Origin of the sequence: Streptomyces apocyni, assembly GCF_009739465.1 — a bacterium.
Taxonomy (GTDB): domain Bacteria; phylum Actinomycetota; class Actinomycetes; order Streptomycetales; family Streptomycetaceae; genus Streptomyces; species Streptomyces apocyni.
Genome location: NZ_WHOM01000050.1, coordinates 1 through 19341, shown reverse-complemented (window position 1 = coordinate 19341; position 19341 = coordinate 1). Strand labels below are relative to the sequence as shown.

Annotated in this window: 10 protein-coding genes; 6 read left to right on the top strand and 4 right to left on the bottom strand. The window is 71.1% G+C overall.

All coding sequences use genetic code 11. The annotated features are described in order from the left end of the window. Positions 1-53: 53 nt before the first annotated feature. Positions 54-1547 (bottom strand): aspartate aminotransferase family protein, encoded by a 1494-nt coding sequence (locus GCN81_RS12575; RefSeq protein WP_231626672.1) that lies wholly within the window; start codon positions 1545-1547, stop codon positions 54-56. A gap of 413 nt (positions 1548-1960) precedes the next feature. Between GCN81_RS12575 and GCN81_RS12570 the strand changes: the two genes are divergently transcribed. From GCN81_RS12570 to GCN81_RS12560, 3 genes are all read left to right on the top strand, one after another. After that, positions 1961-2437: a flavin reductase family protein gene (locus GCN81_RS12570; RefSeq protein ID WP_156724732.1), complete on the top strand. Its 477-nt coding sequence runs from the start codon at positions 1961-1963 to the stop codon at positions 2435-2437. Between the two features lie 78 nt (positions 2438-2515). Then, positions 2516-3688, top strand: coding sequence for an acyl-CoA dehydrogenase family protein (locus tag GCN81_RS12565; protein WP_156724646.1), 1173 nt, complete (start codon positions 2516-2518; stop codon positions 3686-3688). Between the two features lie 126 nt (positions 3689-3814). Next, the gene (locus GCN81_RS12560) at positions 3815-5284 is read left to right on the top strand and encodes a flavin monoamine oxidase family protein (RefSeq protein ID WP_156724645.1); all 1470 of its coding nucleotides are present in this window, start codon (positions 3815-3817) and stop codon (positions 5282-5284) included. A gap of 118 nt (positions 5285-5402) precedes the next feature. Here the strand turns inward: GCN81_RS12560 and GCN81_RS12555 are convergent, their stop codons facing one another. Beyond that, a complete protein-coding gene (locus GCN81_RS12555) occupies positions 5403-6167 on the bottom strand; it encodes an SDR family oxidoreductase (RefSeq protein ID WP_156724644.1) in 765 nt (254 codons plus the stop codon). Positions 6168-6236: 69 nt separating this feature from the next. Next, positions 6237-7493, bottom strand: coding sequence for a cytochrome P450 family protein (locus GCN81_RS12550; protein ID WP_156724643.1), 1257 nt, complete (start codon positions 7491-7493; stop codon positions 6237-6239). A 208-nt stretch (positions 7494-7701) separates the two neighbouring features. Between GCN81_RS12550 and GCN81_RS12545 the strand changes: the two genes are divergently transcribed. Beyond that, positions 7702-8559: an NAD(P)H-binding protein gene (locus GCN81_RS12545; RefSeq protein ID WP_156724642.1), complete on the top strand. Its 858-nt coding sequence runs from the start codon at positions 7702-7704 to the stop codon at positions 8557-8559. 36 nt (positions 8560-8595) lie between these two features. Continuing rightward, entirely contained in the window at positions 8596-9000 is a 405-nt protein-coding gene (locus tag GCN81_RS12540) for a YybH family protein (protein ID WP_156724641.1), read from the top strand. 98 nt (positions 9001-9098) lie between these two features. Here the strand turns inward: GCN81_RS12540 and GCN81_RS12535 are convergent, their stop codons facing one another. After that, complete coding sequence (locus GCN81_RS12535) at positions 9099-9512, bottom strand: YybH family protein (protein WP_156724640.1); 414 nt, start codon at positions 9510-9512, stop codon at positions 9099-9101. A 242-nt stretch (positions 9513-9754) separates the two neighbouring features. Here GCN81_RS12535 and GCN81_RS12530 point away from each other — a divergent pair. Further along, positions 9755-19341 (top strand): type I polyketide synthase (locus GCN81_RS12530; RefSeq protein WP_231626671.1); only part of this gene is annotated, 9587 nt, incomplete at its 3' end.

The following is a 19341-nucleotide window of genomic DNA, read 5'->3' as shown; positions in this document are numbered from 1 at the left end:
ACTTCGGTACGCCGGACATCTGGTTAATCCGCGTACTCCGATGGTTACTTCGCTTACTCGGCGGGCAGCGACAGGGGGCGCTGGTAGCCGCCGCGGATGATGTCGCAGGTGTCCCTGAGCGCTGTCTCCAGCTGCTGGATCTCGTCGTCGGTGAGCAGCACCGACGGTTCGAAGCGCAGGGTGTTCGCGGCGCTGGCGGTCGGGAAGGTACGGACGCGGTGGCCACGCAGCAGATGTCCGGCGATCACATAGCCGAACAGCCCGGCCTGGGCGGCCCCCTGGATGGCAGGGACGGCCGCCTGCGACTGGTCGTGGAACTCCAGCCCCAGCATCAGGCCCCTGCCTCGTACGTCCTTGACCACCTCGGGGTAGTCGTCGCGTACGGCTTCGAGCATCGCCTGGACGCGCGCGCCGCGCTCGGCGGCCGTCCGGTAGACGAGGCCGTCGTCAGCCTCCAGGAGCTCCAGCACCTTGAGGGCGATCTGGGTGGAGAACCCGTCCTTGGCGAAGGTCGAGCTGTGCACCAGCTCGAACTGCCCGCGGTAGCGGGACTGCCGGATCAGCAGGACCGAGATCTTCGCGAGGCCGCCGCCGAGGCTCTTGGCCAGGGTGTAGTAGTCGCCGCGCAGACCGAGCTGGGTGCTGGCCAGGAAGGTGCCGGTGCGGCCCATGCCGCTCTGGATCTCGTCGACCACGACGGGGCAGTCGATCGCGGCGCAGACCCGCTGGACTTCCTGGACGAAGTCGGCCGGAAGTTCGCGGATGCCGCCCTCGCCCTGGATCGGCTCCAGCAGGAAGGCGCTGAACACCGGCGCTTCGTGCTCGGTGACACGGACCGTTCCGTCCTCGACCGTGAGGCCGAGCAGGACGCTCCGCTCCGCGTCGACGATCCGCTGGAGCGCGCCGGGCTCGTCGAGGGGGATGAACCTGGCCTGGGCGGCGAGTGCCTTGAACGGCGCGCGGTAGCCGTCGTTGTGGGTGAGCTGGACGCTGCCGACCAGCTTGCCGTGGAAGGAGCCCTCGGGGGCCAGGAAGAGCGGAGGCCTGGACAGCTGCTCGGCGTTGTGCCGGGTGACGGCCTCCAGCAGGGCGTCCGGCACGGTGGCGGCGCCTGAGCGTACGGCGGCCCGTACGGACTCGATGCCCGCGCTGATCTCCTCGGTGAGCTCCGACAGCCGCTGCACACGGTCCAGTTCGGCGTGCTTGATGGCTGCCTCGTTGGCCTCGGCGCCGGAGTTGGCGAAGATCGCGAAGTGCGGTTCCGGGTCGTCGAGTTCCCGCCGCATGATGCGATTCAGGGCGAGGGCGAGCTGGTTGGCGTCAGGGTGCAGGGAGAACTGCGCGTGCACCGGGGGCTGCGCCGCGAGCACCTTGACCGCGTGCTCAGTGATCTCCGGGTGGTTGTGCCCGAGCAGCAGGGAGCCGTAGCCGCCCGCGTAGTCCACGACGGGTACCTCGTGGCCGTCGGCGCCGCGCATGAAGAGGGTGTTCCGCTCGGCCCTGACATATTCGACGTCGAGTCCGGCGGATGCCAGGACGGCTCGCAAATGGGGCTCGGAAAGCTCGGAAATCTCAGACTGTTCAGACTGTTCAGACTGTTCGGACTGGGCGGATTCCACGTTCACTATCGCTCTCCCCTTGGTCGGCACCGCACCTCTGGCTCCGGTGACCCATGGTGGAGCCGGACGCGTAAACGACAGGTAACAGTCGGGTCATTGAGCTGGCACGCACGCCCGAAGACCCGGCGATTACTTGACGGTGATGGTTCGGAATATCTCTTCGACTAGCTTCGGAATTCGCTGGCGGCCCATAACCCATCGGGGCAGACCGGATGTTCACGATGGTCAAATCCAAAGAGGGTGACATGACTCCTGTAACCAGCACGATCGAACCCGCTGCCCCGCGAACCTCGCCCGCCCAGACGCTCGTTCCCGTACCGCCCGCCGCGCTGCGGGACACGATGTCCCGGTTCGCGACCGGAGTGGTGGTGCTCACGGTGGGCGGCGACGAGCCGCACGCCATGACGGCGAACGCGTTCAGCTCGGTGTCGCTCGACCCGCCGACCGTCCTGTGCTCCATAGCCCACAGCGCGGTCATGCACAGCGCCATCACCGCCAGCGGACGGTTCGGGGTGTCCATCCTGGGCGCGGGTCAGGAGCAGGTCGCGCGGCACTTCGCGGACAAGAAGCGCACCCTGGGCGCCGCCCAGTTCGACGGGATCGACTGGCGGCCGGGCGAGCACACCCGGGCGCCGCTGCTCTCGGGCTCGCTGGCATGGCTGGAGTGCGAGCTCAGCGACGCACACGAGTCCGGCGACCACACCATCTTCATCGGGGCTGTCCTGGGCACCGGGCACGGCAGCGACGAGCCCGGGCTGCTCTTTTTCGACGGGAAGTTCGGTTCACCCATTACCGACGGTTGGCAGCCCACGCGATGAATCAGACGAGGTTCCCGACAGGGCCCGTTCTCGGCCGCATTTCCCCAGAGATCTCTGACCCCTTGAGAGAGGACAGCAATGACTGACAGTGCCCTTGCCTCCGTATTGCAGGCAGTGCGGGACATCGTCCCCACCCTCCGAGAGAACGGCGAGGAGGCTGAGCGGAACCGGTGGATTCCGGAGGAGAACATCACCCTCCTGGATAAGGCCGGGGTATTCCGCATCGCGACTCCGCGCCGGTTCGGTGGACTCGATCTCTCCCTTCCCGAACAGGCCGAGGTGCTGCGGGAGATCAGCCGAGGCTGCGGCTCCACCGGCTGGGTCTCGATGGTGTGGGTGTCCTCCGCGGGCCTCGCGGCGCTCTACCCGGACCAGGCGCAGGAAGAGATCTACGCCGGCGGCTCGGTCCGTATCGCCGGTGGCTTCACTCCCACCGGAACCCTCACCCCCACCGAGGGCGGCTACCTTCTCAACGGCAGCTGGAAGTTCAACTCGGGCTGCCGCGCCGCTGACTGGAACATGTCCGCCGCCATCGTCGAGCGGCCCGACGGGACACATGACGAGGCCGTGGCCATCGTGCCCATGTCGGAGTACACGATCGCGGACGACTGGCACACCTCGTCGGCCTCCGCGACGGGCAGCTCGACCTCCACCGCCAGCGGCGTGTTCGTCCCCGAGCACCGCGTCATCAGCTACGAGGACGCGATCCTCAACACCACGCCGGGCCGGACCGACCAGGTCACACCTGGCCGTCAGTACGGACTGTTCACCTACATCATGGCGGAGTGCGCGGCCGCGTACCTCGGCGTCGCCAAGGGCGCGTACGAGCTGTTCCTGGAGCGGATTCCGGGTCGTGGCATCACGTACACCAACTGGACCGATCAGCGTCAGCACCCGCTGACCCAGGTCCAGACCGCCACGGCGGCGAACAAGATCTCCGCGGCAGCGGCCCTGCTCGACCGGGTGCTGAGCCTGCTCCAGCAGCGTGCCGACGCCGGCGAGCAGCCCACGCTCGACGAGAAGGCCGATGTCCGCGGCCAGACCGCGTACGCGGTGCAGCTGGCGAAGGAGGCGGTGGAGATCCTCTACACCGCGTCCGGGGCCACCGTGATCCAGCGCAGCGTTCCCATGCAGCGCTTCCACCGCGACGCCCAGGGGCTCGCTCAGCACGCCCTGCTGCTGCCCAGCACCAACCTCGAGGTCCAGGGGCGCGTCCTGCTCGGACTCGACGCGGACACCCCGTTCCTCTGAGCCGAGCGGCTTCCGCACATGTGGCCTGGGTGTGGCAGTCGCCGCACACAGGCCACATGTGGGTTACCGCCCCCTCACCACCGCTACCGCACCTATTCAGTGACCTATCCATCACAGGGGAGATCCATGGATAACCAAGGCGACACCACGTCAGGCATACCCGCGACCAAAGTCACCCGCCGCAGCGTGCTGAGGGCGGCGGGAACCGTCGCCGCCGTGGGTGCGCTGGGCGCCACGGGCGCTGTCAACGCCGCGGGCGCCGTCGCGGCGGGCGACCTCGCCGGTACTACGGAGGTGGGAGAGGAGGGTTCGTACGACGCGATCGTCATCGGCGCTGGATACGCCGGTGTGACGGCGGCGCGTGAGCTCAGGGCGCGCGGCAGGCGTCCGCTCATCATCGAGGCGCGTGACCGTATCGGCGGCCGCACCTGGACCCAGACGTTCGCCGGTCAGCGCATCGAGCTCGGCGCCAACTGGTTCTCGCCGAGCCAGGACCTGGTGATGAAGGAGCTCAAGCGGTACGGCTTCGGTCTGAGCCCCGAGGGCGTGGGACCGGACAAGGCCGTCTTCCCGGTCGAGCCCGGCAGGTACCAGGAGTTCGGCCTCGACGCCTTCACCCACTACGACAACCTGCTCGCTCGGGTCTTCGAGGGGACCAGGGACTACTTTCCCCGTCCGCTGGAGCCGCTGTACGCGGAGGACAAGATCCGCGCCATCGACGGCAAGTCGCTGAGCGACCGGATGGACGACCTGAAGCTGCCCGCGCGAGACCGGTTGTGGATCAGCGGCACCCTGTCCAACTACTCCGGCGGCAACAGCGCCGACGGCGCCCTCACCGCGCTCGCCCAGTGGTGGGCACTGCCAGGACACACCACCGAGGGCTGGCACTCGCTGATCGGTCAGGTCGCGGACGACGGCATGAAGGGCCTGCTTGAGGCGATGCTGGCCGATGCCAGGGCCCGCGTGATCTACCGGCAGCCCGTGGCGTACATCGCCGATGACGGCAGGCGCGTCACGGTCGTCACACGCACCGGTCGGATCTTCCGCGCTCCGGTCGCGGTCGTCGCCGTTCCCGCCAACGTCTGGAAGCACATCAGGTTCGCGCCCGGCCTGCCACCCATGCACGCCGAAGTAGCCGAACAGGGCAGCGGTGTCCCCAACGCCGCGAAGTTCTGGGCGCGGGTACGTGGCGACGTCGGCCGGGTCGTCGCGAACGGGGAGGAGGGCGCGCCGATCTCCGCACTGTTCTCCTACTACGACCTGGGGAACAGCGAGCAGCTCATGATCGGCTTCAGCGAGGACCCGTCGCTGGACGTCAGCGATCCCGCGCAGCTCAACCCGGTCGTACGCCGCATGCTGCCGAAGGCCGAGGTCGTTGACGTCAGGGCGCAGGACTGGGGCAAGGACGAGTTCGCCCGCGGTGGCTGGGCGCTGCGCCGCCCCGGCCAGCTGACCCGGCATCTGCCGGCGGTGCAGCGTCCCCATGGCCGTATCGCCTTCGCCAACGATGGCATCGCGTCCGGCTGGACCGGCTTCATCGACGGTGCGATCGAGACGGGCTTCCGGGCCGCCGAACAGGCAGCCGCGCTCGTGTGACCCACCGGCACAGCCGCCAGCGGCCCCGACGGGAACTTCCCGTCGGGGCCGCTGGCGTGGGCTCTGGCTCTGGCGCGGGCTCTGGCTCTGGCGTGGCTCTAGAGCTCTGGCGCGGGCTCTAACTCTGCGGGTACTGCACGCCCTGGCCGAGGCCACCGTCGACCGGCAGCTTCGTGCCCGTGGTGTACGTGGCGTCCACGGCGAGGAAGAGCGCCGCGCGGGCGATCTCCTCGACGGCTCCGTGCCGCTTCATCGGGGTGATCGTGTCACCGAGTTCCATGAAGCCGGCCTTCTCCGCGTCGCTCAGGCCCGGGACACCCATGCTCGGGGTATCAATGAAGCCCGGGCTCACGGCGTTCACGCGGATGTTGCGCGGCAGCAGCTCGGAGGCGAAGACCTGGGTGAAGGAGAACAGTGCCGCCTTCGAGCCGGAGTAGGCACTCATCCCCGGCGTGCCACCGGTGTCCGCCACCGAGCTGGTGAAGACGATGGAGCCACCGTCCTGGATCAGCGGAGCCAGCCGCTGAACCGCGAAGAACGCACCCTTGGTGTTCACGTTGAACTGCCGATCGAACGACTCCTCGGTGACCGCCGCGAAGGGCTCCAGGATCGCCGTGCCCGCGTTGATGAACAGGTGGTCGATCCGTCCGAGCTTGTCATCGACGATCTTGCCAAGCAGCTCGATGGCGTCGAGGCTCCCGGCGTCGGAGCGCACCACATGTGCGGCCGGGCCGAGTTCGGCCTTGGCCGCCTCGATGTTCTGCTCGTTGCGCCCGGTGACCAGGACCTCGGCGCCTCCGGCGAGCAGGGCCTTGGCGATCGCCAGACCCATGCCGTGCGTACCGCCCGTGATGACGGCCTTCTTGCCGCTGTAGTCGGCCATAGGAACTTCCTCCATGAGGGTGTGAACAGACCCGGTGCGTTCCGACCGGGTGGGTTTTCAGGGCCTGGCCTACCGAGCACCGACGGGGATGTCCGCTCCCAGAAGGACCGGGAGGCCGCGGTGCCCGTTGGAGACGAAGGACCCCAACGGCTCGATGGACTCGGCGGGTTGGGCCAAGCGCAGCCGCGGGAACCGGGCGAACAGCGCGGGCAGACCGATGGAGGCTTCCAGCCGCGCCAAAGGAGCGCCGACGCAGTGGTGGACACCATGGCCGAACGCGACATGCTCCCGTCGGGTGGCCCGTGTGACGTCGAACGCGTCGGCGGTGGCGCCATGGACACCCGGATCGCGCCCCGCCGCGGCGAACGACACCACGATCGGCTCCCCCTTGGCGATGGTGAGGTCGTCCAGCTCGATGTCCTCGACGGCGTACCGCATGGGGAGGTTCGCGAACGGGGCCTCCAAGCGGAGAACCTCCTCGATCGCGTCCTCCCAGGGAACGTCGCCGCCGAGCACCATGGCGAGCTGCTCCGGATGCCCGAGGAGGGCGTAGACCGCCTGGTCCAGCAGGTTGACGGTGGTTTCGTGGCCCGCGGTGAACATCAGCAGTACGGTGTCCACCAGTTCGCGCTCGCTGAGCCCCGCTCCACCGTCGTCGCGTACGGCGATGAGTTCGCTGGTCAGGTCATCCTCAGGCGACTCACGCTTGATGGCTACCAGAGCGTCGAGAAGCCGGTAGAGCTCCAGCTCGTTCGCCTTCGCCTGACCGGCGTCCGATGAGGTGTCCAGCATCCTGCTGACCGCCTTCAGCAGGTCGCCACGGATGCTGTCGGGGATGCCGAGCAGCTCCGAGATGACCTGAGTGGGCAGGGGGTAGGCGAACTCCTGGCGCAGGTCGACCGGTTGTCCGGGGGGCAGCGCGGCGATCCTGTCGAGGAGTTCCGTGGTGATCTCCTCGATGCGCGGCCGCAGTGCCGCGGAACGACGCGCGGTGAACGCCTTGGCCACCAGCTTGCGCAGCCGCCGATGGTCGGTGCCGTACGCCGTGATCATGTTGCGGTCTGACACCCACATGGCGAGCGGCCAGGTCTTGGCCAGTTCGCTCTCGCCGTTCTCCCACGCTGGCCAGTGCCGGTAGGTGTCACGGGACACGCGCGGGTCGATGAGCAGTTCCTTGAGCAGGACCTGATCGGTGACCCACCAGGTCACCACACCACCGGGGAGCTCTACTTGGGTGGCGCGTCCCCGCGCACGCAGCTGGGCGGCCTCTCCGTGGATATCACGGCCCGCGGTATCTATGGCGTAAGGGCAGGTCTCATCAGTCATACGGGGCTCCATGGTATTCCGCCGGATCATGGCTGCACGATGAGAAACGTACGTGGCGGTCATCTCGCTTCACCCACCGCGAGGTAATCGCGAGGTCACAGCCGAAACCCGGTGAATTACCGGCTCCGGCAAGGCCGGTATACCCGGCGAAGAACGGAGATCCCGATACCCCATAGGATTCGCCTGGATTACGTGGTGCACTTCTTGTATGACTGAAGAGGCGGCTACTGCGAAACCGATTCTGGTACTCGGCGGAAAGGGGAAAACCGGGAGTCGGGTCGTCGCTCAGCTCCAGGCGCGCGGGCTTGAGGTCCGGGCGGCCAGTCGGTCGAGTCCGACCCGGTTCGACTGGTTCGACGAGAGCACCTGGCCGGACGCCCTGGCGGGTGCCGGCGCGGTCTATCTCGTGGACATGGCCGATCAGCCAGTGGAGTGGGACCCCTCGTACTCGGTGCGCGCCTTCTGCCGACTGGCCAGGGCCAGCGGTGTCGGGCGCGTCGTCCTGCTACAGGCCCGCACCAACGAGGACGCGGGCGGCAAGTCGCTGACCGGCAGCGAGGACGAGGTCCGGGCGTCCGGCCTGGACTGGACGATTCTGCGGCCCAGTTGGTTCTTCCAGAACTTCGACGAGGGCATCCTCCTCGACGGCGTCCACGAGGGCGAGATCCGGCTGCCCGCTGGCGACGGACTCGAGCCGTTCATCGACTGCGCGGACGTGGCCGCGGTGGCGGTGGCCGCGCTCACCGAAGACGGCCACACGGGCCGGACCTACGAACTGTCCGGGCCCCGACTGATGTCGTTCGGCGACGCGGTCGCGGCGGTCGCCGGTCAGGCCGGGCGGGACATTCGCTATGTCGCGGTCTCGGCCGACGCGTACGTGGCCGAACTGGTCGCTCAGGGCGTGCCCGCCGATTACGCGCGGATGTGCGCCGACCTGTTCGGTCAGATCAGGGAAGGCAAGGGCGCCTACCTGTCGACCGGCGTCCAGGACGCCCTGGGGCGCGTACCCCGTGACTTCGCCGACTTCGCGAAGTCCGCGGGCGCTACCGGCGTCTGGGACGCGTAAGCACAACCATCCATCACCTGAGAAGGAGACAGCACCATGTCCGCTGAGACCGACCTGTACAGCCTGGAACTGACCGCCGACCCCGACGTGCAGAACGACGTGTTCCTCAAGGCCTTCAACTCGGGTGAGGGCGAGGCCTTCGACCGGCTCTACCGGGACGACGCCATCTCCAATCTCTCGGGCCAGCCGCTGACCGGCGCCGAGCGGACCCGCGCCATCAAGGAGATGCTGGCCAAGGGCCCGACGCTGAACTCGACGTTGAAGCACTCGTACACCGCGGGTGATGTGACCCTGATCGTGGTGGACTTCGAGTTGGGTCTGCCCGACGAGAACGGCGAGCTCATCCCCGTCAAGGGCCAGTGCACCGATGTCGTGCGCCGGGTCGAGGGCGACAGGTGGCTCATGGCCGTAGACCGTCCGGTCGCCGACGCCGCCGCGTGAGCGATTGAGTAACGAGAAGGCCGGGCCCCCCTCCGGGCCCGGCCTTCTCAGTGCCGCTGGCTCTTCTCAGTGCCTCAGGTTCCACACAGTGCTCGCGGCTACGCGGCCGGGCGGGGCTCCTCGCCGAACGGGTCGTCGATGGCGTACAGCCAGCTGCCGTCCTCCTGCTTGCGCAGCACGTCCAGGCCCACGCCCGTGACCTGCTCCCGGTTGCCGTCCTCGCCGGTTATCTCCATCTTCCAGTCCACCACCAGCAGCGTGGTGTCACCCGTCACGTACGCCTCCCGTACGACGGCGTCCATCTTCGGGCGCTGGTTGACGAGGAAGTCCTTGGTGTACGCGCGCCGCGCGTCGCCGGACAGCGGATTGCCGGGCTCCCAGACCGCGACGGCCTCCTCGGTGTAGTGACGCTCGACGGCCTCGGCGTCGCCCGCGTTCATGGCGATGACATAACTCTCGATGTGGTCCTCGATCTCGCGAGGCAGCACGACACTGTTCGAGTTACTGGTCATTACTCTGTTCCCTCCGATGGCCCAGGAATACATTCCGCGTCGAAGGTACCGGCGAGAGGAAACCCCCGGATCACCCTGAGGTAATCGCGGCACTCCGTGCGGCGAACACACCGCTGATTACCAGCACATGGTCACTCACTGGGGGTCGAATACCTGTCCGGTCGTACAGTCGAATGCGAAAGCAAGAGCGGCATTCTTGAATCCGGAGCAGGACGCAGTCAGGGAAAGGGAATCCGTAAGTGATGACGACCGAGCACGACATCATGGCAACCGGCGGGTCCGTAGCGGAGAGCGAGCCGATCGCTGTCATCGGTATGTCGTGCCGGCTGCCCGGCGCGTCCGGCCCCGCCGCGTTCTGGCAGCTGCTGACCGACGGGTCGAGCGCCATCACCGAGGCCCCGCCCGGCCGTTGGGGCGACAGCGAAGCCGAGACAGGGCGGCCCGTACGGGGCGGGTTCCTGGGCGACGCGGACGCGTTCGACGCGGCGTTCTTCGGGATCTCGCCGCGCGAGGCGGCCGCGATGGACCCGCAGCAGCGGCTGGTCCTGGAGCTGGCGTGGGAGGCGCTGGAGGACGGCGGGATCGTTCCGGCCACCCTGCGCGGCAGCCGGACCGCCGTGTTCGTCGGCACCCTGCGCGACGACTACACCAACCTGCTGTACCTGCACGGCACGGACGCGGTCACCCAGCACACCATGACGGGCGTCAACCGCGGGATCATCGCCAACCGCGTCTCGTACTACCTGGGGCTGCGAGGGCCGAGCCTGACCGTCGACGCCGCCCAGTCGTCCTCACTCGTCGCCGTCCACCTCGCCTGCGAGAGCCTGCGCGGCGGCGAGTCCACGACGGCCGTCGCCGCGGGCGTGAACCTCAACCTGCTGGCCGAGAACGTCGTCACGGAGTCCCGCTTCGGCGCGCTGTCCCCCGATGGCACGACGTACACCTTCGACGCCCGCGCCAACGGCTTCGTACCGGGTGAGGGAAGCGCGGTCGTCGTCCTCAAGCCGCTGGCGCGGGCGCAGGCGGACGGCGACCGGATCTACGGAGTGATCCGCGGCAGCGCGGTCAACAACGACGGCGCCACGGACGGGCTTACGGTACCGAGCGCGAGCGCTCAGGAAGCGGTGCTCCGCGAGGCGTACCAGCGCGCGGGGATCTCCGCCGACCAGGTGCAGTACGTGGAACTGCACGGCACCGGAACCCCGGTCGGCGACCCCGTCGAGGCCGCCGCGCTGGGCGCCGCGCTCGGTGCGGACCGGACGGACGGGGCCCGTCTTCGGGTCGGTTCCGTGAAGACCAACATCGGGCATCTGGAGGGCGCGGCCGGTATCGCCGGGCTGGTCAAGGCGCTGCTCAGCGTCCACCACCGCCAGTTGCCACCGAGCCTGAACTTCGCCGAGCCGCACCCGGGCATTCCGCTCGCCGAGCTGGGGCTTGACGTACAGCGGGAACTGACGGACTGGCCGCGCGAGGACGGGCCGCTGGTCGCGGGCGTCAGCTCCTTCGGGATGGGCGGCACCAACTGCCATGTGGTGGTGAGCGAGCCACCGACCCGAGGCGTGAGCCAGGACGCGGGCGCGCCGGGCGCCGTCCCGGCCGTGCTGCCCTGGGTCGTCTCCGGGCGTACCGAGGCCGCGCTGCGCGCCCAGGCCGAGCGGCTGCACGCGTTCGCCGCCGCGCACCCGGAGCAGTCCGCGCGGGAGACCGGCCGGGCGCTGGCGACCCGGCGTACGGTCTTCGACCAGCGCGCGGTCGTCGTCGCCGAGGAACCGGGCGGCCTGCTGGCCGGGCTGGCCGCGCTGGGCTCCGGCTCCCCGGCCGCTGGCCTGGTGACCGGGGGCGTGCGGCCCGGCGGTCTCGGCTTCCTGTTCACCGGACAGGGCGCCCAGCGGGTCGGCATGGGGCGGGAACTGCACGCGGCGTTCCCGGTGTTCGCCGCCGCCTTCGACGAGGTCGCCGCCGCGCTGGATCCGCTCCTTGACCGGCCGCTCGCGGAGGTGATCGGCGACGGCGGGGAGCTGGACCGCACCGGCTACACCCAGCCCGCGCTGTTCGCCGTCGAGGTCGCGCTGTTCCGGCTCTTCGCGGCGTGGGGCGTGCGCCCCGACTTCCTGGCGGGTCACTCCATCGGTGAGCTCGCCGCCGCCCATGTCGCCGGGGTCCTTTCGCTGGCTGACGCGGCGAAGCTGGTGGCCGCGCGGGCCCGGCTGATGCAGGCCCTGCCCGAGGGCGGGGCGATGATCGCCGTACAGGCCACCGAGGACGAGGTGCTGCCGCTGCTGGCCGGGCGCGAGGGGCGGGTCGCCCTCGCCGCCGTGAACGGGCCCACCGCCGTGGTGCTCTCCGGCGACGCGGACGCGGCCCAGGAGGTGGCGACCGAGCTGGAGGCGACGGGCCGCAAGACCAAGCGGCTCACCGTCAGCCACGCCTTCCACTCCCCCCACATGGACGCGATGCTCGACGCGTTCCGTACCGTCGCCGAGGCGCTCGACTACCAGGCGCCGGTGGTCCCGGTCGTCTCCACGGTCACGGGTGAGCGCGCCAGCGCCGAGCAGCTCACCTCGCCCGAGTACTGGGTGGAGCAGGTGCGCCGCCCGGTGCGCTTCCTCGACGCCGTACGCACCCTGGAGGCCGCGGGCGCCAGCACGCTCGTCGAACTGGGCCCGGACGGTGTGCTGTCCGCCCTGGCCCGCGATGCCGCGACGGACTCCGGCGCGCTGGCGGCCGTACCGGCCCTGCGGGCCGGGCGGCCTGAGGCGCAGAGCGCGCTGACCGCGCTGGCGACCGCGTTCGTCCGGGGCGCCGACGTCGACTGGGCCGCTGTGTACGGGCCCGATGACCCCGGCGCCGCCCCGGCCGAGCTGCCCACGTACGCCTTCCAGCGGCAGCGCTACTGGTTCGACGCCACGGCCCGCCGCGCGCCCCGCGAGCCGCTCACGGACGACTCGCCCGTCGAGCGGCCGGCCGCCGCGCCGCGGGGTGACCTCGGCAGGCGGCTCACCACCCTGTCCGGGGCCGAACGCACCCGTGCGGTCACCGAGTTGGTGCACACCCACATCGCCGCCGTGCTGGAGTACCCGCCGGGCGAGCGGATACCGGAGCGCACCCCGTTCAAGGAGCTGGGCTTCAGCTCGCTGATGTCCACCGAACTGCGCGGCACACTGGCCGACGCGACCGGGCTGCGGCTGCCCAGCGGGCTGCTCTTCGACCATCCCACACCGCACGAACTGAGCGCGTTCATCGAGGCGGAACTCCTCGGCGCCGCCGATGAACCGGCCGACGAGACGGCGGGGCGGGCCGAGGACGGCGAACCCATCGCCATCGTCGGCATGGCCTGCCGCTTCCCCGGCGGGGTGTCCTCGCCCGATGAGCTGTGGCGGCTGGTCGCCGAGGGTGGCGACGCCGTCTCCGGCTTCCCCGTCAACCGTGGCTGGGACCCGGACCTGTACGACGCGGACCCCGACCGGCCCGGCAGGAGCGCGGTACGGCACGGCGGATTCCTGCACGACGCGGGCGAGTTCGACGCCGCGTTCTTCGGGATCTCGCCGCGCGAGGCACTGGCCATGGACCCGCAGCAGCGGCTGCTCCTGGAAAGCGCCTGGGAGGCCGTGGAGCGCGCGGGCATCGACCCGCACACCCTGCGCGGCAGCCGTACCGGCGTCTTCGTCGGGGCGACCGCCCTGGAGTACGGGCCGCGCATGGACGACGCCCCCGAGTCCGTCCAGGGCAGCGTCCTGACGGGATCCACGACCAGCGTCATGTCCGGCCGTATCGCCTACCAACTGGGCCTGCTGGGCCCGGCGGTGACCGCCGACACCGCCTGTTCGTCGTCGCTGGTGGCGCTGCATCTGGCGATACGGTCGCTGCGCTCGGGTGAGACGAACATGGCCCTGGCGGGCGGCGCCACGGTGATGTCATCGCCCGGCATGTTCGTGGAGTTCTCGCGGCAGCGCGGCCTGGCCCCCGACGGCCGCTGCAAGTCCTTCGCCGCGGACGCGGACGGCACCGGGTGGGGCGAGGGCGTGGGCCTGCTGCTCGTGGAGCGGCTCTCCGACGCCGAGCGCAACGGGCACCAGGTGCTCGCCGTGATCCGGGGTTCCGCCATCAACCAGGACGGCGCGAGCAACGGCCTGACCGCACCCAACGGCCGCTCCCAGCAGGCGGTCATCCGGCAGGCGCTGGCCGACTCCGGGCTCACGGCGGCGGACGTGGACGCCGTGGAGGCGCACGGCACCGGCACCCGGCTCGGCGACCCGATCGAGGCGGACGCGCTGCTGGCCACCTACGGCGCCGCGCGCGGCGACGAACGCCCGCTGTACCTGGGCTCGCTGAAGTCCAATATCGGGCACGCCCAGGCCGCCGCGGGCGTCGGCGGCGTCATCAAGATGGTGCAGGCCATCCGGCACGGCGTCCTGCCCAGGACCCTGCACGCCGACGCGCCGTCCCCGCACATCGACTGGGACTCCGGCACCCTCGCCCTGCTCGCCGAGGCCCGCGACTGGCCCGAGACGGACCGCCCACGCCGTGCCGCCGTGTCGTCCTTCGGGATCAGCGGCACCAACGCCCACCTGGTCATCGAGCAGGCCCCGGCCGCCTCGCCCGCCCCGCACTCCGACGCCGCGCCCGCCCCCGCCCCGCGCATCCCCCGGCCGTGGGTGCTCTCCGCCCGCGACGAGCCCGCGCTGCGCGCCCAGGCCCAGCGGCTCGGGGCGTACGTCGATGGCTGGGCCGATGACGCGTCGCTGGACGGCGTCGGGTCCCTGGACGGCGTCGGGCACGCGCTGGCCACCACCCGTACCGCCTTCGAGCGGCGCGCGGTCGTGCTCGGCTCCGACCTGACCGCGTTCCGTACCGCACTCGACGCGCTCGCCACCGGGTCCGACGCGCCCGGTGTCCACCTGGGCAACGCGGCCACCGCGGGCCGTACCGCCTTCCTGTTCACCGGGCAGGGCGCCCAGCGCGCCGCCATGGGCCGCGAACTGTACGCGGCACACCCGGTGTTCGCCGCCGCCCTGGACCAGGTGCTCGCCGCCTTCGACGGGCTGCTCGACCGGCCGCTGCGCGAGGTGCTGTTCGCCCCCGAGGGCACCGAGATCGCCGAGGAGCTGCACCGCACCACGTACACCCAGCCCGCGCTGTTCGCCGTCGAGGTCGCGCTGCTGAGGCTCCTGGAGCACCATGGCATGGTCCCCGACCTGCTGGCCGGGCACTCCATCGGTGAGCTCGCCGCCGCGCACGCCGCCGGTGTGCTGTCGCTGCCCGACGCCGCGCGGCTGGTCGCGGCCCGCGGCCGCCTGATGCAGGCGGCGCCCTCGGGCGGCGCGATGATCGCCATCGAGGCCGAGGAAGCCGAGATCGCGGAGTCGCTGGCCGGACACGCGGCCGAGGTGTCGATCGCCGCGGTCAACGACGCCCGGTCCGTGGTGATCTCGGGCGACGCGGACGCGGTCGAGCGGATCGCCGGGAGCTGGCGCGAGCAGGGGCGGCGCGTCCACCGGCTCACGGTGAGCCACGCCTTCCACTCGCCGCACATGGACGGCATCCTCGACGCGTTCCGCGAGGTGGCGGCGGGCCTGGAGTTCCACGCTCCGCGCATCCCGATCGTCTCGACCGTGACCGGCGAGATCGCGAGCACCGAACAGCTCACCTCACCCGACTACTGGACCCGGCAGATCCGCGAGGCCGTACGGTTCGCGGACGCGGCACGGGAGTTGGCCGCGCAGGGCGCGACCGTCCTGGTCGAGGTCGGCCCGGACGCCGTACTCACGTCGCTCGCCCGGCGCACCCTGGAGGACGCCGCCGTCACGGCCGTGCCGCTGATGCGCGCGGGCCGCCCGGAGGGCGACACCTTCGCGGCGGGCATCGCCCAGGCGTACGCCGACGGGGCGCCGTTGCGCGCGGAGTCCTTCTTCCCTGGCGCTGGCGCGGGCGCTGGTGCGGCTCCGGTCGCGCTGCCCACGTACGCCTTCCAGCGTGAGCACTTCTGGCTGGCGGCCCGGCCGCGTACCGACGCGCGCAGCCTCGGTCTGGACGCGGCCCGGCATCCGCTGCTGACCACAGTGGTGGAGCTCGCCGACCGTGAGGAGGCGCTGCTCACCACCCGCATCTCCCGCGCGGAGCACGGCTGGCTGGCGGATCACGCCATCGTCGGTACGGTGCTGGTCCCGGCCACCGCGTTCCTGGAGCTCGCCGTGGCGGCCGGGGATCACCTCGGTGTCCCGCAGGTGGCGGAGCTGACGCTTGAGGCACCGCTGCCGCTGCCACAGGACACGGCTGTGCGGGTCCAAGTGGCGGTCGGCGCCCCGGCCGCCGGTGGTCACCGGCCGTTCACGGTGCACGCCCGCCCGGACGGCGACGACCGTACGGGCCAGTCGTGGACCCGGCACGCCACGGGCGCCCTGGCTCCCGAGGCGGCAGCGGGGCCGACGGCCGTACCGGATGCCGAGTGGCCTCCGGCTGGCGCGGTCGCGGCCGTGGTCGCGGAGGATCTCGACGCGGTGTACGCGCGGCTCGCGGATCTCGGCTATGACTATGGTCCCGCTTTCCAGGGCCTGAGCTCCGTCTGGCGGCAGGGCGCCGATGTCCTCGCCGAGGTCCGGCTGCCCGAGGCGCTGCACGAGAGTGCCGGGGCGTACGGAGTGCACCCGGCGCTGCTTGACGCGGTGCTGCACCCGCTGGTCCTGGACGCGGCGGGGGCTGGTGACGACGCCGACTCCGGCGAGAACACCGGCGCGGCCGACCGTATCCGGCTGCCGTTCAGCTGGAGCGGCGTGACCCTGTATGCCACGGGCGCCACCGCGCTCCGGGTCCGTATCTCGCCCACCGGTACCGACACGGTGTCGCTCACTCTCACCGACGGCACCGGCGCGCCGGTCGCCGACGTCGAGTCGCTCACCCTGCGCCCGGTCGCCAAGGACCGGCTCGCCGCGCCCGCGCCCGGAGCCGACGCGCTGTTCACCGTGGAGTGGCCGCGGGTCACGGCGGCGGACCCGGACACCGCGCTGGTGTGGGCCGAGGTGACGCCCGGCGAGCCGCTCGCCTCGGCGGCGCCCGGCGCGAACGGCGCGGGCACTACGGGCGGCGCGGACGTCGTGGTCGTACGGGCCGATCTGGTCGGGTCCGCGGCGACGCCGCGTCCGGCGCCGGGCGCCGTCGCCCAGCAGGTGCTGGCACTGGTCCAGGAGTGGCTGGCTGACGAGCGGTTCGCCGACGCGACCCTGGTCCTGGTCACCGCGAACGCGGTCGCCACCACGCCCACCCAGGACGTGGATCTCACCACCGCCGCGGTCTGGGGGCTGATCCGCTCGGCGCAGTCCGAGCACCCCGGCCGTATGGTCCTCATCGACCTCGATGGCTCGGAGACGGCGGCGGCCCTGCTGCCAGCCGCCCTCGCCACCGAGGAGCCGCAGCTCGCCGTGCGCGACGGCCAGCTGCACGTGCCCCGGCTCGCCCGCTCCCCCCGGGCGGCCGGGGCGCCCACCCGCACCCTCGATCCGGACGGCACCGTACTGATCACCGGCGGCACCGGTGGCCTGGGCGCGCTGTTCGCCCGCCACCTGGTGACCGAGTACGGCGTGCGGCATCTGCTGCTGAGCAGCCGCCGTGGCCCGGACACGCCGGGCGCCGCCGAGCTGGCGGCCGAACTCGGGGCGCTGGGCGCCGACGTGACCATCGCGGCCGCCGACGCCGCCGACCGGGAGGCGCTGACAGCGCTGCTGGCCGGTGTCCCGACGAACCGCCCGCTGACGGCGATCGTGCACACGGCGGGCGTCCTGGACGACGCGACCGTCGAGTCGCTCACCGAGGGGCAGTTGGCGGACGTCCTGCGGCCCAAGGCGGACGCGGCGCTGCTGCTGCACGAGCTGACCCACGACCTGGGCTTGGGTCTGGGCATGGATCAGAGCCTGTCGGCCTTCGTCCTCTTCTCGTCGGTGTCCGGCATCACCGGTACCGCCGGGCAGGCCAACTACGCGGCCGCCAACACCTACTTGGACGCGCTCGCCCAGCACCGCCGGGCGCTCGGGCTGCCCGCGACCTCCCTCGCCTGGGGTCTGTGGGACGCCAGCCACGGCATGGGCGCGGGCCTCACCGACGCCGACCTCGCCCGCTGGGCGCGGGCCGGGATGACCCCGCTCACCCCGGACGAGGGGCTCGCCCTGTTCGACGCGGCCCTGTCCGGCGACGAGCCGCTGCTGATCCCGGCACAGCTTGACCCGGCCGCCGCGGCGGCGGGTGCTTCGCCCGGCGCCGAGCAGGTGCCCGCCCTGTACCGCGGCCTGGTGCGCGCCAAGCCACGCCGAGCCGCGCGGGCCGGGGCGGGCGCGGGCGAGGAGTCCGGTTGGGTACGGCAGGTCGCCGCGCTCCCCGAGGCCAAGCGCAAGGACGCCGTCCTGGACCTGGTCCGCTCCACGGTCGCCGCCGTACTGGGGCACTCGGGCGCGGCCGCCGTCGACCCCGAGCGGGCCTTCAACGACATCGGCTTCGACTCGATGGCCGGGGTCGACCTGCGCAACCGCCTGGGCGCGGCCACCGGCCTGCGGCTGCCCGCCACGGCGGTCTTCGACCACCCGACGCCGATGGCCCTGGTGACGTATCTGCTCTCCCGGATCGGCACCCAGCAGGCTCCGGCCACCGTCACCCCGGGCAGGGCCCGCCCCAAGGGCACCCTGGACGAGCCGATCGCGATCGTCGGCATGGCCTGCCGCTTCCCCGGCGGGGTCTCCTCGCCCGATGACCTGTGGCGGCTGGTGTCCGAAGGGACGGACGCGGTCAGCGAGTTCCCGTCCAACCGTGGCTGGGACCTGGAGCGGCTCTACGACCCGGACCCGGACCACACCGGCACCTCGTACACCCGCGAAGGCGGATTCCTGCACCAAGCAGACCTGTTCGACCGGGAGTTCTTCGGGATGTCGCCGCGCGAGGCGACCGCGACCGACCCGCAGCAGCGGCTGCTCCTGGAGACCGCGTGGGAGACGTTCGAGAGCGCGGGGATCGATCCGGCGCTGCTGCGCGGCAGCAACGCGGGCGTCTTCACCGGCGCCATGTACGACGACTACGCGTCCCGACTCGCCGCGTCACCCGAGGAGTTCGAGGGCTTTCTGCTGGCGGGCAACCTCTCCAGCGTGCTGTCCGGCCGCCTGTCCTACACGTACGGACTGGAGGGCCCGGCGGTGACGGTGGACACGGCGTGTTCGTCGTCGCTGGTGGCCATGCACCTGGCCGCGAACGCCCTGCGCTCGGGTGAATGCGACCTGGCGCTGGCGGGTGGGGTCACCGTGATGAACGGGCCGCACACCTTCGTCGAGTTCTCGCGGCAGCGCGGGTTGTCGGCGGACGGGCGGTGCAAGTCGTTCTCGGAGCACGCGGACGGTACCGGATGGGCCGAAGGCGTCGGCCTGCTCCTGGTCGAGCGCCTCTCCGACGCCCAGCGCAACGGCCACCACATCCTCGCCGTCATGCGCGGCTCCGCCGTCAACCAGGACGGCGCCAGCAACGGCCTCACCGCCCCCAACGGCCCCTCCCAAGAACGAGTCATCCGCCAAGCCCTCGCCAACGCCAACCTCACCACCACCGACATCGACGCCGTCGAAGCACACGGCACCGGCACCACCCTCGGCGACCCCATCGAAGCCCAAGCCCTCCTCGCCACCTACGGCACCAACCGCGACCCCCACCACCCCCTCTACCTCGGCTCCCTCAAATCCAACATCGGCCACGCCCAAGCCGCAGCCGGAGTCGGCGGCATCATCAAAATGATCCAAGCCATACGACACGGCACCCTCCCCAAAACCCTCCACGCCGACCACCCCTCCACCCACATCGACTGGGA